10 protein-coding genes are annotated in these 14,377 nt (G+C 33.6%); 6 read left to right on the top strand and 4 right to left on the bottom strand.

Annotated features, from left to right (window positions below):
* Positions 1-58: 58 nt before the first annotated feature.
* The 4 genes from HNV08_RS01645 to HNV08_RS01630 all read left to right on the top strand — a co-directional run bounded on the left by HNV08_RS01645 (position 59) and on the right by HNV08_RS01630 (position 9,406).
* Complete coding sequence (locus tag HNV08_RS01645; RefSeq protein ID WP_173279367.1) at positions 59-1,009, top strand: endonuclease/exonuclease/phosphatase family protein; 951 nt, start codon at positions 59-61, stop codon at positions 1,007-1,009.
* A gap of 225 nt (positions 1,010-1,234) precedes the next feature.
* Complete coding sequence (locus tag HNV08_RS01640) at positions 1,235-6,541, top strand: fibronectin type III domain-containing protein (protein WP_173279366.1); 5,307 nt, start codon at positions 1,235-1,237, stop codon at positions 6,539-6,541.
* A 26-nt stretch (positions 6,542-6,567) separates the two neighbouring features.
* Positions 6,568-7,473 carry a PorP/SprF family type IX secretion system membrane protein gene (locus HNV08_RS01635; protein WP_173279365.1) on the top strand — a complete coding sequence of 302 codons (906 nt, stop codon included), beginning with the start codon at positions 6,568-6,570 and terminating at the stop codon, positions 7,471-7,473.
* A gap of 19 nt (positions 7,474-7,492) precedes the next feature.
* On the top strand, positions 7,493-9,406 hold the full coding sequence (locus HNV08_RS01630; RefSeq protein ID WP_173279364.1) for an OmpA family protein: 1,914 nt from the start codon (positions 7,493-7,495) through the stop codon (positions 9,404-9,406).
* A gap of 54 nt (positions 9,407-9,460) precedes the next feature.
* On the opposite strand, the gene HNV08_RS01625 is transcribed toward HNV08_RS01630, so the two are convergent.
* Positions 9,461-9,928: a CYTH domain-containing protein gene (locus HNV08_RS01625; RefSeq protein ID WP_173279363.1), complete on the bottom strand. Its 468-nt coding sequence runs from the start codon at positions 9,926-9,928 to the stop codon at positions 9,461-9,463.
* Between the two features lie 53 nt (positions 9,929-9,981).
* Here HNV08_RS01625 and dinB point away from each other — a divergent pair, with 53 nt between their 5' ends.
* Together dinB and HNV08_RS01615 are read left to right on the top strand one after the other, a co-directional pair.
* Entirely contained in the window at positions 9,982-11,085 is a 1,104-nt protein-coding gene (dinB, locus tag HNV08_RS01620; RefSeq protein WP_173279362.1) for a DNA polymerase IV, read from the top strand.
* Positions 11,086-11,095: 10 nt separating this feature from the next.
* Complete coding sequence (locus HNV08_RS01615; protein ID WP_173279361.1) at positions 11,096-11,431, top strand: hypothetical protein; 336 nt, start codon at positions 11,096-11,098, stop codon at positions 11,429-11,431.
* A gap of 103 nt (positions 11,432-11,534) precedes the next feature.
* On the opposite strand, the gene pyk is transcribed toward HNV08_RS01615, so the two are convergent.
* The 3 genes from pyk to rnc all read right to left on the bottom strand — a co-directional run bounded on the left by pyk (position 11,535) and on the right by rnc (position 14,375).
* The gene (pyk, locus tag HNV08_RS01610) at positions 11,535-12,974 is read right to left on the bottom strand and encodes a pyruvate kinase (RefSeq protein ID WP_173279360.1); all 1,440 of its coding nucleotides are present in this window, start codon (positions 12,972-12,974) and stop codon (positions 11,535-11,537) included.
* Positions 12,975-12,978: 4 nt separating this feature from the next.
* Positions 12,979-13,458 (bottom strand): IPExxxVDY family protein, encoded by a 480-nt coding sequence (locus tag HNV08_RS01605; RefSeq protein WP_173279359.1) that lies wholly within the window; start codon positions 13,456-13,458, stop codon positions 12,979-12,981.
* Between the two features lie 176 nt (positions 13,459-13,634).
* Entirely contained in the window at positions 13,635-14,375 is a 741-nt protein-coding gene (gene rnc / locus HNV08_RS01600) for a ribonuclease III (protein WP_173279358.1), read from the bottom strand.
* Between the last annotated feature and the right edge of the window lie 2 nt (positions 14,376-14,377).

Below are 14,377 nucleotides of genomic sequence, written 5' to 3'. Positions count from 1 at the left end.
CAAAGTTAAACAATTGAATCTTTTCAATGTCATATTATAAAACCCTATATTTAATGCCATGATTAATACTTCTGAAATTTACACTATTGCGTTTTACAATATTGAAAACTTATTTGATACGGAAAACGACCCTTTAACTCATGACGACGATTTTTTACCAAATTCCGCCAAACGCTGGACACCTAAACGTTACCAAAATAAACTGTCAAAATTAGGCACTGCTATTTCTAAAATTGGATATGAAAATTCTAATAAAGCGCCAGATATTATCGGTTTAGCAGAAGTTGAAAACGAAAAGGTTTTAAAAGATTTAATTTCCAATAAAAATTTGAGTCACCTAAACTATAGTTACATTCATTATGATTCTATGGATGAACGAGGTATAGACGTTGCCTTGATATATAACAGTGACCATTTTGAAGTCATACATTCTGAAACATTTTCAGTTTACCTTCAAAATGAGTTAGGCCATCAAGATTATACACGAGATATTTTATTAGTTCAAGGGCAATTAAATAACGAAAACATAAATATCATTGTAAACCATTGGTCTTCTAAAAGAGAAGGAGAAAAAGAAACTGAACATAAAAGAATTGCGGCTGCCAATGTTGTAAATTCAATAATCGCTAAACTAAAAAAAGAAGATCCTTCAGTAAAAGTTATTGTTATGGGTGACTTTAATGATAATCCCAATAGCAAAAGCATAGAAACACTTCAAGAAAAAAGTGATCTCTATAATCCTTTTAAAACCGTTTGGTCTTATAACAACGGTAGCTTAAATCACAATTTTCAATGGAATCTCTTTGATCAAATATTATTTTCAACGAATTTCTTTGATATCAGCAGAACAACATTAAATTTTCACAAAGCAGACATCTTTAACGATAAATTTCTTACGCAATACAAGGGCAAATATAAAGGGCAACCATTTAGAACCTATGTCGGCAAGAAATATAAAGGTGGATTTAGCGATCATTTTCCTGTTTTCATCCAATTTAAGATGGGATAAAAAAATCAGCTAAACCATTTAACGATTATAACGGTAGTTAATCTATTATAACATTGTTAACATCTTGTTAATAGCCATTTTTTATATATTCGACTTCATATTGTATATGCGTCTAACCAGCGATATCAGTGTATTTTACAACAAAATTTTACCAAACACCAATAAAATCTCTTGCAATCAGCTGATTGTTAAGAGGTTAAATAATTTTTAACAAACCGATTAATAATGAAAAAGATTACTCTATTTTTAATTATGCTAGGGTTTATATTTACAGCAAATGCCCAGTATAATTTCCCTCCGATAGTAGGCCCAACAAATGTGGCTGCAGGTTCTCCTGTTACTATAAACTTAAACGATGTTGCTAATGGTGTTGCAGTACCAGCATCCTCTACAGGATCTTATGATTCATTTTCTGTAACTGTAGATTGGGTTGCAGGAGGTGGAAATCCATGGTCTTCTGAAGCGGATCTAACGGTGACTACATCTGCAGGAGCGCTTAATATTGATCCTCCAACAACAGGTGGTTTAACCAGTAATGCGAACACAACTTTAACATTTGTCGGTGATTTTGTAGGCATATATGATCCTACAGTAGATGGCCTTATAGATCTTACCCTAAATCAAAGTTTTGGTGGCTCTGATGCCGACTGGGGTAATATTGCAGTAACTTTATTTGAAAGTCCTACATGTATAGATCCTTATGACATGAGTTCTTCTAACGTTACATCTAATTCAGCTATATTAAATTGGACAGCAGGCGACGCTGAGACAGATTGGAATATAGAATACAATAGTGGTGCGGATTTTACACCAGGAAATAGTGAAGAAGAAAATGCAATTTCAGTTACGGGAACACCTAATACAACATTAACAGGTTTAACGCCTGCTACGACTTACTTCTTATATTACCAGGCCAATTGTGGTCCTGGAGATTTAAGTTTATGGGTTGGTCCATTTATTTTTGATACAGAATGTGTAACATTCACAGCACCTTATACAGAAGGTTTTGAAAATGGTGGTAATATTCCATTATGTTGGTCAATGGATGGTGGCGAAGACTGGGAGTTTGCAGATAATACCGGATTTGATCATATTGGTGATAACGGAACTTTAACAGGTTCTACCGCTACAAATAATTATTTTGCTTTCGTTGATTCTTCTGGAACCGACGCACCTAGTACATTAACCACGCCTTTGGTTGATATTAGTACATTAACGGTACCTGCACTATCATTCTACGAAGTAAGTGATAATGAAGGTAATGCCAACAGTACTCTAGACGTAGAAGTTTGGGATGGTGCTGCTTGGAACTTAATGGCAACCTATAATACAAATACATCAGGATGGGAACTTAAAGTAATTGATTTAAGTACGTTAACGATTACTGGTGATGTACAAGCAAGATTTATCTTTTCTGAAACAGTAAGTTCAGACTTTTACGATGATATTGCAATTGATGATGTCACTTTTGATGAAGCGCCTTCTTGTTTTAATCCTACGACTTTAGCGGCAAACGCTATTACATCTAATGGTGCAGAATTAAGTTGGTCTCAAGATGGTACAGTAGCCTTATGGAATATTGAAATAGTTCCTGCAGGTACAGCGCCAACAGGAACACCAACAGCTGTAGGTGTAACAAACCCTTATACAGCAACAGGCTTAAATGCCGTAACAAATTACGAATTCTACGTACAAGCTAATTGTGGTACAGAACTTAGTGGTTGGGCAGGTCCATTTGCTTTTGAAACACTTTGTGACATCTTTATTCCTGACTATATTGAAAACTTCACAGACATTCCAGCAGATTGTTGGGAAGAAGCAGATAATGGAGACGCAACTACAGGGCCTTTGGAATTAGGAGCTGGAAGCTGGGGACAAGATGGATTCTTAAACAACGGATTTGATGGTGCATATAAAATAAACTTATGGGTAGCAACAAGAAGTGATTGGTTACTTTCTCCGCAATTTGATTTAACAGGAGGTCCTTTTCAAGTAGAATTTGATTTTGGGGTCATGACGTTTGGTAGTAGTACTACTCCTGGTACGTTAGGATCAGATGATACTGTTCAACTTTTAATGACTAACGATGGTGGAGCTACATGGATAAACTTATTAACTTACGATACTAATTCGGTATTTACAGTTACAGGAGAACATCCAGTTGTAGACCTAACAGCATATAGTGGACAAATTGTACAGTTTGGTATATTAGCTTCAGAAGGTACGGTTAATGATACCGCAGACAATGATGTATTCGTAGATAATTTTAGAGTAAGAGGAATTCCTACATGTCCAGAACCTTCAGACTTAACTGCAAATAATTTAAGTTTAACTTCTACAGAAGTAGGATGGACAGAAAGTGGTACGTCAACGGCTTGGAATATACAATACGGTGAATCTGGTTTTGCCTTAGGTACAGGTACAATTGAAGCTGGAGTTACAACAAACCCATATATCCTTACCGGTTTAACGCCAGATACAAACTACGAATTTTATGTTTCTGCGATTTGTGGACCTGGTGACGAAAGTTCTTATTTTGGACCATTTTCATTCTTCACAGGATATTGTGAATCAATACCTACAAGTAATGATGGAACAGGAGTGAATTTTGTAAATCTAGGAATTGAAACCTTTACTAGCCTTGGTGATGAAACCTATGAAAACCATACAACACCTTCAGTGAATGTTTTTCAAGGTATTAATACCAACTTAGAAATAGAATTTGGTCATAGTTTTACTTATGACGTTAACGTTTGGATTGATTTTGATGACAATTTAATTTTTGAAGATACTGAATTAGTATACCAAGGCACTTCTTCTGGTGCAAGTACGCCTCATTTATTAGATGCATCATTTGTAATGCCAATTACGGCACCAATAGGCGAACATAGAATGCGTGTTGGCTCAGCAGATTTTGGACAATCAACTCCTGAACCTTGTTATAATGGATCTTGGGGTGTAACTTTAGATTTCACTGTAAACATTCAACAATTGAATTGTACGTTAGCAGAAGCGGACTATACCGTTGTTCCAGACTGTGACAATAGTCAGTTCTTTATAGACGTTAACATTACAAGTTTAGGTGATGCTACTTCATTAGAATTATCTAACACTTTAGATGCTACTACTGTACAAGCTACAGCAACAGGAATACAACAAGTTGGTCCATTCCCTTTTGGAAGTTCAGTGAAGGTATTTGTTACCAATGAACAAGATACAAACTGTGTTATTAGTAGTGAAACCTACGAAGTATTAGCTTGTCCTCCAGCCAACGATGACTGTGGAACTGCAATTCCTGCAGTTGTAAATGCAACGAGTACGTGTGACATGGTTACATCAGGAACAATTCTAGCGGCTACACCTTCTGGAGTACCAGATGGAAGTTGTACAGGCTCTACAAATGACGATGTATGGTTTACATTTGAAGCTTTAAGTGAAGTTCAAATTATTTCTATAATTAATATTGTAGGAGGTACTACCAATATTGATCATGCATTATACGAAGGTTCATGTGGCGCTTTAACAGAGATATACTGTACTAACGATGATGCGACTGTAACACCTGCATTGGTTGTAGGGAATACTTATTATTTACGTGTATTTAGTGGAGGTAGTCAACCTGAAACTTCAACGTTTGATTTATGTATTAGACCTGCACCAACAAATATTATTTGTGATAATGCAGAAAACTTCTGTTCTGTTGGTGGAGCATTAACAACGCCGAATGTTATTGGAATTCCAAGTACTGGTCAAGTGGCTTGTTTAGGATCTATTCCTAACCCAACATGGAATATCATTCAAGTAGGTCAATCTGGACCAATTGAAATTCAAATAGAACAGACTGACGCTAACGGAAATGGTTTAGATGTTGATTTTGTAATCTGGGGACCATTTACTTCGGTAACTCAAGCATGTACCGACATCCTATTAGAAGATTGTCCAACATGTCCATTCTCAAATAATCCAGATACAGGTTTCTACCCTTTTGGTAATATTGTTGATTGTAGTTATTCTGGAGCATCAATAGAAAATTTATCTATCGATAATGCTGTTAGTGGAGAAATTTATATGCTATTGGTTACCAACTTTAATGGTGGTGCTGGTGACATTACAATAGAACAAACAAACGCAGGTAGTACTGACAATGGTACAATTGAAGCTGAAATTGATGCTCAAATTGCCAGTGAAGAGGTTATTATACCAGATGACAACGATCCTACAGAAATTGATGAAGTATCTGTATGTGGATTCGATTCTGTAACAATATTAACAGACTCACCTTTTGCAGATGAATTTATTTGGTACAAAAATGGTTTTGTAATGCCAGGAGAAACTTCATCATCACTTGTGGTTACTGAATCAGATAATTACCAAGTACAAGCGTTTGACAACCAATGTGGTTCTGATGCATTTTCTCAAATTGTAGTTATAAATCTTTATAATGATCCTGGTACGGTTGCGCCTCAGAACATAACAGTATGTGATGGTCCTGAAGCCGATGGCTCTGAGAATTTTGATTTAGATGCATTGACTACGTCTTTAGGATTAGGTGCTGAATTTACCGTATCTTATTATACTAGTACAGCAAATGCTAATCAAAGAATTGACCCTGTAGCATCGCCTTATAATTCATCGGGAGAAACATTAATAATGAGAATTGAAGATGCTGATGCCGTTACCAATGATTTCCTTGGTTGCCGTCAATTGTCTCAAGTAGAATTAACCGTAAACCCTAAACCAACAGTAAATCAACCAGCAGATTTTGTGATTTGTGATGATTTAGATGGAAATGTAGATGGCGTAACTACTTTTGATTTATTATCTATTAACGATGAAGTTAATACAGATGCCAATGTAGAGATAACATATCATACCTCTCAAGCAGATGCAGATGCAGACACAAACCCAGTTGCAAGTCCTTACTCAAGTAGTGGAGAAACAATTTTTGTACGTGCTGAAAACACAGATAATGGATGTTACAACACAACATCGTTTAACTTAGAAGTTAACATTGTGCCTTTAGCATCTTTTGATCCTCAATATGATTATGAAGTTTGTCCACCACCATCAGTAACTGAAACTACTATAGGTATTATACCATCTAATTTTAACGCGAATGAAGTATCAGTTAGCTGGACTCGTAATGGTACTGCTTTTAGTGGAAACGGCTTAACATTAACAAATGTTGTACTAAACGGAACTTACGAAGCGACTATAACATTTAACGAAAGTGGTTGTCAAAACATCATATCAACTGAAGTTGTTGAGTTAGAATCTTGTGTTTTCCCACAAGGAATATCTCCAAACAATGATGGTATGAATGACACTTTTGATTTAAGAAGCTTTAACGTTACTGAACTTAAAATATTCAATAGAAACGGGACAATAGTTTACTCTAAGAATAATTATAGCAATGAGTGGTATGGACAAACCAATGATGGTAATGAGTTACCAGTTGGTACATACTTCTATACTGTAGTCTACGAAGGTGGTGCTAAGTCAAAAAGTTCTTGGGTATATATTAACAGATAATCAACTAACAGAATCAACTTATTATAATGAAAAAACTCTCTATTATAGCGGTTTTGCTTTTAGCATTTCAAATGTATGGGCAACAAGACCCTCAGTACACGCAGTACATGTATAATATGAATATAATAAACCCTGCCTATGCAGGCTCAAAAGAAAATCTTTCTTTTGGATTATTATATAGAAATCAATGGTCTAAAATAGATGGCGGACCAGAAACAGGGACATTCTTTGGACATTCACCTGTCGGTAAAAATGTTGGGTTGGGTCTGTCGGTAATTTCAGATCATATTGGTCCTGTTACTGAAACCAACGTATATGCAGATGTATCTTACACATTACAATTAGGTGGAGAACATAGATTAGCTTTTGGTATTAAAGCTGGTGCTACATTTCATGACATCGGTTTAGCTGGTATTGACATTATTGATGAAAATGATCCTTTCCTAAATCAGGATATTAATGAAACTACACCTAATATAGGAGCTGGATTCTTTTATTACACTGACAAATACTATGTGTCCTTATCTGTACCTAATTTATTATCATCCGTTCATTTAGATGACAGCGGACTTAAAATAGGTTCTGAAACACAACATTACTTCTTAACCGGTGGTTATGTGTTTGATCTATCAGAAAACACAGAGCTTAAACCTTCTGTAATGATTAAATCAGCATTTGATGCACCAACTTCTTTTGATGTTAACGTCAACGCTAGATTCTATAAGAAGTTTGAAATCGGAGCATCTTACAGATTAGATGACTCTTTTTCAGGTCTTATAAACTTTGCATTAACACCATCCTTAAGAATTGGTTATGCTTACGACTTTATTTCGTCAGATATTAAAGCATATGCGCCAGCATCTCACGAGGTCTTTTTATTATTTGACCTTAATTTCCCAAAACGTGTTTCTCGTTCACCAAGATACTTTTAATCAGTTAAGCTAAACAATTATGAAAAACTTTAAAACATTATTATTTATTACGTTGATGAGTAGCTTTTGCTTAACTGCTCAAAACGCTAGTACCAAAAAAGCAGACAAACACTTTGCAAGATTTGAATTTGTAAAAGCGGCAGAGAGCTATAATCAATTAGTAGAAGATGGTAAAGCAGATACTTATGTATATAGCCAACTTGCAGAAAGTTATTATAACATTTTTAATACAGAAGCAGCAGAACGTTATTATGCAAAAGCATTAGAAACATCAGATCAACCAGAGATGGTTTATAAATATGCACAAATGCTTAAGGCTAATGGTAAATATCAAGAATCTAACGTACAGATGGATAAATTTGCTACGATGCGTCCTTCAGACGATAGAGCCACTGCATATAGAAAAAACCCTGATTACCTTCCTAAAATATTAGAACAAGGTAAAAAATTTAACGTTCAGAATTCTGATTTTAATTCAACTCAATCTGATTTTGGTGGAACATTACAAGGGTCTACATTATACATAACGTCTGGTCGTAACGATAGTCGTAAGACTTACGGTTGGAATGATCAACCTTTTTTAGATATATACACTATCAACAAAAATACAGATGGTACATATCAAGAAGCAGTTTTAGCCAACAGTAAAATAAACACAAGATTTCATGAAGGGCTTGTAACGTTTTCACCTGATGGAAATACAATGTACTTTTCAAGAGAAAGTTATTTTGAAAAAGCATACGAAAAAGACTCTTTAAGTACAACACGATTTAGTCAACTTTATTTATTTAAAGCAACCAAACTTGGAGATGATTGGGATACTGTTGAGAGTTTATCTGTTAATAGTCAAAACTATTCTGTTAAAAACCCAACGGTAAGTCCTGATGGTAAAACAATATATTTTGCATCAAATAAACCAGGAGGATACGGAGATTTTGATATTTACAAAGCATCAATAAACGAAGATGGTACCCTTGGAGAACCTGTAAACTTAGGTCAAAAAGTAAATACGGAAGGACAAGAAATGTTTCCTTATATCAGTAGTACCAACACTTTATACTTCTCTTCTAACGGTCATTTAGGTCTTGGAGGATTAGACGTCTTCTACACAAAGGAAATTGATGGTAAAATGGCTCCTATTAGAAATGTCGGAATACCAATTAATAGTAATGCAGACGACTTTGCATTTGTAATAGATGAAGAAACAGGCGAAGGTTTTGTATCTTCTAACAGAGAAGGTGGAAAAGGAAGTGATGATATCTATGAAATTAAAAAATTACAACCTTTATGTGATGTATTAATCTCAGCAACCGTTTTAGATGACAAAACACGCGAACCTATCAGCGGAGCTTCTGTTTCATTATATGATGATGAAGGTAATAAAGTGGTGACAAAAACCACTAACGAACAAGGTATTGCAGAATTCATTGTAGAATGTGATAAGGATACTGAGCTTGAAGTAATCATGGAAGATTTTGAAAGCAAAAAAGTCCCAGTAAAAGGTACTAACGAAGAAGAAAATAATGTTCAGATTTCTTTAGATCCTATTGAAAAAATTGTAGTTGCAGAGCAAGTTGTTTTAGCACCAATTTATTTTGAATTTGATAAGTCTAACATTACTGCGCAAGGTGCTTTTGAATTAGATAAATTAGTTCAAATTATGAATAAATATCCTGATATGGTTATTAAAGCAACATCGCATACAGATGAAAGAGGACCTGAAGCTTATAACGCACGTCTATCTGATCGAAGAGCTAAAACCACTGTACAATACGTTATATCTAAAGGTATTGACGAATCTAGAATATCTGGAGAAGGTAAAGGTGAATCTGAACCAAAGATAGATTGTTCTAACGGTTGTACTAAAGAACAACATGGTGAAAATAGAAGATCTGAGTTTTTAATTATCTCTGAAACTACTGCTTCAGAATAATTATTTAAATAACCAAATAAAAAACCTATTCCTTAAAACGAATAGGTTTTTTTATTACCATTTTTTAAAAGGATGTTGACTTAATTGAGAATTATAATAAGCAATTTGCCCAGTTACCTCCTTCCCCAACCAATTTGGTTTTTCAAAGTTTTCTTCCTCTGATCTTAATTCTACTTCTGCAATAATAAGACCATCATTTTCTCCATAGAATTCATCAACTTCGAATATATGAGTACCATAAATAACTTCATATCGCGTTTTATCTATAATGCCATCTTCACAAAGTAATAGCAAGGATTCAGCCTCTTGAATTGTAATTTCCTTTTCCCATTCAAAACGAGATAAACCATTAGAAGATGATTTTCCTTTCACTGTAATAAAACCACTGTCTTTCTTTAAACGCACCCTAACAGTTCTGTCCTCATGACTATTTAAAAAGCCCTGTTTAATCGCATAACTTGTAGACGCTTGGGTTTTAAAATGTTGTGTTTTTACTAAAAATTTACGTTCAATTTCTATCATGTGTTCTACCAATTATTATCTCAAATAAGCTAATTAATGTCTAAATTTACATTATGCTTAGCGATTTACCTATTAGAAAGATAATTCATGTAGATATGGACGCATTTTATGCTTCAGTAGCTCAAATGGATAATCCTAAACTTCAAGGTAAACCAATTGCCGTTGGCGGTGGAGAAACGCGTGGAGTAATTAGTGCAGCAAGTTATGAGGCCAGAAAGTACGGTGTAAAAAGTGCAATGTCTGGTCGTTTAGCAATAAAATTATGTCCAGATCTTATTTTTGTTAAAACAGATTTTGCTAGATATACTGAAATCTCAAAACACATTAGAAAAATCTTTTATGACTATACAGATTTAGTTGAACCATTGTCATTAGACGAAGCGTATTTAGATGTTACAGAAAATAAGTTAGGCTTACCAAGTGCTACCTTATTAGCTAAGCTTATAAGAACTAGAATATATAACGAAGTAGGTTTAACCGCTTCAGCTGGCATCTCTATCAATAAATTTATCGCTAAAGTTGCTAGTGATTATAACAAACCGAATGGACAAAAAACAGTTAACCCAGAAGACGTTTTACAATTTTTAGAAGACTTAGATATCCGTAAATTCTATGGTGTAGGAAAAGTAACAGCAGAAAAAATGTATCAAAAAGGAATTTTTACGGGTAGAGATTTAAAATCCAAAAGTTTAGAATATTTAGAAGAACACTTTGGTAAATCTGGTCAACATTATTATAAGGTTGTACGTGGTATTCATATGAGTGAAGTAAAACCAAATAGAATTAGAAAATCTTTAGCAGCAGAACGTACATTTAGTAAAAATTTATCATCAGAAATTTTTATGCTAGAAAAATTAGAACACATTGCCAAGGAAGTTTCTAAACGCCTATTTAAAAGCAAAGTTTCTGGAAAAACAATAACTTTAAAAATTAAATACAGCGACTTTACTCTTCAGACCAGAAGCAAAACACTACCATACTATATTTGTGATAAAGCCATAATTTTCGAAACCGCAAAAGCGCTTTTATACCAAGAAAAATTAAACAATTCTGTAAGACTGCTTGGCATTTCATTATCTAATCTCAATACAGACACCAACACGCCTATTAACCAAAAAAAATTAGACGTTAGTGTACAATTAAAGTTAGAATTTTAATAAAGAAATAATGATTTACATCAATGATCACATCATAGACAAACAACGGATTTTATATTTTATTCAAAAAGGAAATAAAATTAAAGCCATTAAATTTATTAAGACCAAAACAGGTTTAAGTTTAAAAGATTGCAAAACTATAGTCGATAATTTAGCTTTAAATCCGAGTTATTATGACGATAAAAACATCGTTAAGCCCATTACAACCCGTTTTAAAAATGACTTAAAATCTGTAAAACGGACAAGAGGTAAACACTTTATTTCAGACCACACTTCAAATTATAAAAATTATATTATTCTTATATTAATCGCAATTATTGTCTTTTTACTTTATATATTTATCTAGTTTTCCTATTTCTAACCATTTATAAGCATACTAAATAAAAAACGAGCGATTCAACTTATGTTAAATCGCTCGTTTTAATATCTATAATTAATAGTTTATTTCATTAAAAACTACAGCTCTCAATTTCTGAAACACGCAAAGTATTTACCATACCTTTATCTTGAATTGGCATTGCTGCTAGACTAATTAACATATCTCCTACATCTAAATAACCTTTTTTACATGCCATTGCGTTCACATCTTCTATAGTTTCGTCTGTACTTACAAATTTATCGTAATAAAAAGCAGTAACTCCCCATAACAAACTTAATTGCGTTAATATACGTCTATTTGATGTAAACACTAAAATATGAGACGAAGGTCTCCAGGCCGAAATCTGAAACGCTGTATATCCACTATTTGTAAGCGTAGAAATAGCTTTTGCATTGATTTCATTAGCCATATTTGCAGCATGGTAACAGATTGCTTTAGTTACATAACGTTTAGTACGTATATGAGGTGGCGATTGTGGCACTTCAATTAATGGTGAATCTTCAACACTACGAATAATGTTAGACATCTGTCTTATAACTTGAACAGGGTATTGACCCACTGATGTTTCACCAGATAACATAACTGCATCAGCACCATCCATAACAGAATTGGCAACATCATTAACTTCGGCTCTTGTAGGCGTAAGACTTGTAATCATAGTTTCCATCATTTGGGTGGCTATAATAACAGGAATTCTAGCACGTTTAGCACGTAACACTAATTGTTTTTGAATTAACGGCACTTCTTCAGCAGGTATTTCTACACCCAAGTCTCCACGAGCAACCATTAAACCATCACAATAAGCCACTATTTTATCAATATTTTCTACAGCTTCTGGCTTTTCTATTTTTGCTATAATTGGAATTTTATGGTCACTATGCTCATTAATTAAATTCTCAAGTTGCATTAAGTCTTCTGCATGACGTACAAAGGATAAAGCGATCCAATCTACACGTTGCCCAATAGCAAAAATAGCATCTTCTATATCTTTTTCCGTTAACGCAGGCTGAGAAATATTAGTATTAGGAAGATTCACACCTTTCTTTGATTTTAAAGGACCTCCTTGTATAACTTTCGCTTTAACTTCAGATTTTTTATCTGTAGAAACCACTTCAAAAATTAATTTTCCGTCATCTAATAAAATTCGTTCACCAGCTTTGGCATCTTGCGGAAAATTATCATAGGTCATGTAGACACGCTCTTTTGTTCCTTCAAAACGCTCTCCTGTTGCAAAAATAATTTCGTCTCCTTCATTAACAACAACCTCGCCTTTCATTACACCTACACGTAATTTTGGACCTTGTAAATCTCCTAATATAGATGCGTTGTAACCGTATTCTTCATTGAGTTCCCTTATCATTTTTATACGCTCCTCAACATCCTTATAATCGGCATGTGAAAAGTTAATTCTAAACACATTACATCCTTCATCTAACATCGCCTTTAGCACTTCTTTTGTACTTGTTGCAGGACCTAATGTGGCTACTATTTTTGTTTTTTTATTTGACATCGATTCAAAAAATTAAATTGTCTTTAGACTTTATTTTTAACGGATCTACCGTATAACTAGTTATTATTTGAGGAATAGATTGCATTTTTTTTAAAATAATCTTTTCCTCTACATTTTTTATTTCATTTGAGATTTTTAGAAAAAAATCTACTTTTTTAAACTCAGTAATGAGATTAAAGGTTTTCAATACTCTTTCTGGATTATCAAATAATGTTCCGGTACTTGATAAACTATCTTCTTCCTTTTTACATACATTAGAAATTAAATTCCATTGTATATACTCCGTTTTATTATCCCATTCAAAAATACTATAAGACGACTCTAAATACTTAAAGTCTATATCTCTTTCTTGACGTGCTAACTTAAGCCCTAAATGTGTATTGAGCAAATAAGCTAAACGATAATCTTCCAACCTACAATGAATTGCTATTAATTTATAGGCATCATCATAAAAATCATCTACCTGAAGTTTGTGCAAAGCCATACGCTTATAACTTTGATACTAATTAAATTTCTAATTATGGAATTAAAATCTCAAATATTTAATCGGCATAATAATGTAAATATAGTACAATAAACGCTTAGTTTTATTAAGAAAGGGTTAATCTTATTTGATTAAATCTACGAAAACGTTATCGTAGTTTTAATACTGCATTTTATTTAATGAAGTCCTGTTATTTGGTTTTGAAATGCAAAAAAAGCACGTTTTGAAGCTTTCTCTTCTGCTTTTTTCTTGGACGTTGCTCTTGCCTTAGAAACTATTTTATTATTAATGGAAAGTTTTACAGAAAAATGCTTTAGCTCATCATTGCCAGTATCTTCATAGACTTGAAATTCGAAAGTATTTTTTTCTTTTTGACACCATTCTATGAGTAAACTTTTATAGCTTATAACCTTGCCTTCTAGTGTTTCTATATCTACATGCGGATTGATAACGCTTCTATAAATAAACTTCTCACAAACGTTATATCCTTTATCTAAATAAATAGCACCAACTAAGGCTTCAAATAAATTGCCGTGAATATTATTCCCAAAATTAGAAACAGGAATTCTACTTTGTACTAAACTTATAAGATTTAACTCTTCTCCTAACTTATTTAAATGTTCTCTACTTACTACTTTAGATCGCATTTTTGTGAGATAGCCTTCGTCGCCATGAGGTACTTTCTCAAACAAATATGCAGCAATGACCGCACTCAACATAGCATCACCAACAAACTCTAACCTTTCATAATTAACAGCATTTCCTAACTCGTCCTTTATGTTCATAGAACGATGCGTAAATGCTTTAATGTAAAATGATTTGGTTTTAGGTTTAAACCCAAGAATTTCTTTGAGTTGTAAAAAAAAATTCCCGTCTTCTGGAGTACGGGAATTTAGTATGTTACGAATGAAGCTCATTC

Source organism: Winogradskyella eckloniae (genome assembly GCF_013249045.1).
GTDB classification, from domain to species: domain Bacteria; phylum Bacteroidota; class Bacteroidia; order Flavobacteriales; family Flavobacteriaceae; genus Winogradskyella; species Winogradskyella eckloniae.
Note: the sequence above shows the minus strand (reverse complement) of the source record. Positions and strands in the feature narration are given on the sequence as shown.

What these genes read in the sequence shown, in the direction of transcription:
- HNV08_RS01645 (WP_173279367.1), top strand. Translation starts at nt 59, where the DNA reads ATGATTAATACTTCTGAAATTTACACTATTGCGTTTTACAATATTGAA.
- HNV08_RS01640 (WP_173279366.1), top strand. Translation starts at nt 1,235, where the DNA reads ATGAAAAAGATTACTCTATTTTTAATTATGCTAGGGTTTATATTTACA.
- HNV08_RS01635 (WP_173279365.1), top strand. Translation starts at nt 6,568, where the DNA reads ATGAAAAAACTCTCTATTATAGCGGTTTTGCTTTTAGCATTTCAAATG.
- HNV08_RS01630 (WP_173279364.1), top strand. Translation starts at nt 7,493, where the DNA reads ATGAAAAACTTTAAAACATTATTATTTATTACGTTGATGAGTAGCTTT.
- HNV08_RS01625 (WP_173279363.1), bottom strand. Translation starts at nt 9,928, where the DNA reads ATGATAGAAATTGAACGTAAATTTTTAGTAAAAACACAACATTTTAAA.
- dinB (WP_173279362.1), top strand. Translation starts at nt 9,982, where the DNA reads ATGCTTAGCGATTTACCTATTAGAAAGATAATTCATGTAGATATGGAC.
- HNV08_RS01615 (WP_173279361.1), top strand. Translation starts at nt 11,096, where the DNA reads ATGATTTACATCAATGATCACATCATAGACAAACAACGGATTTTATAT.
- pyk (WP_173279360.1), bottom strand. Translation starts at nt 12,974, where the DNA reads ATGTCAAATAAAAAAACAAAAATAGTAGCCACATTAGGTCCTGCAACA.
- HNV08_RS01605 (WP_173279359.1), bottom strand. Translation starts at nt 13,458, where the DNA reads ATGGCTTTGCACAAACTTCAGGTAGATGATTTTTATGATGATGCCTAT.
- rnc (WP_173279358.1), bottom strand. Translation starts at nt 14,375, where the DNA reads ATGAGCTTCATTCGTAACATACTAAATTCCCGTACTCCAGAAGACGGG.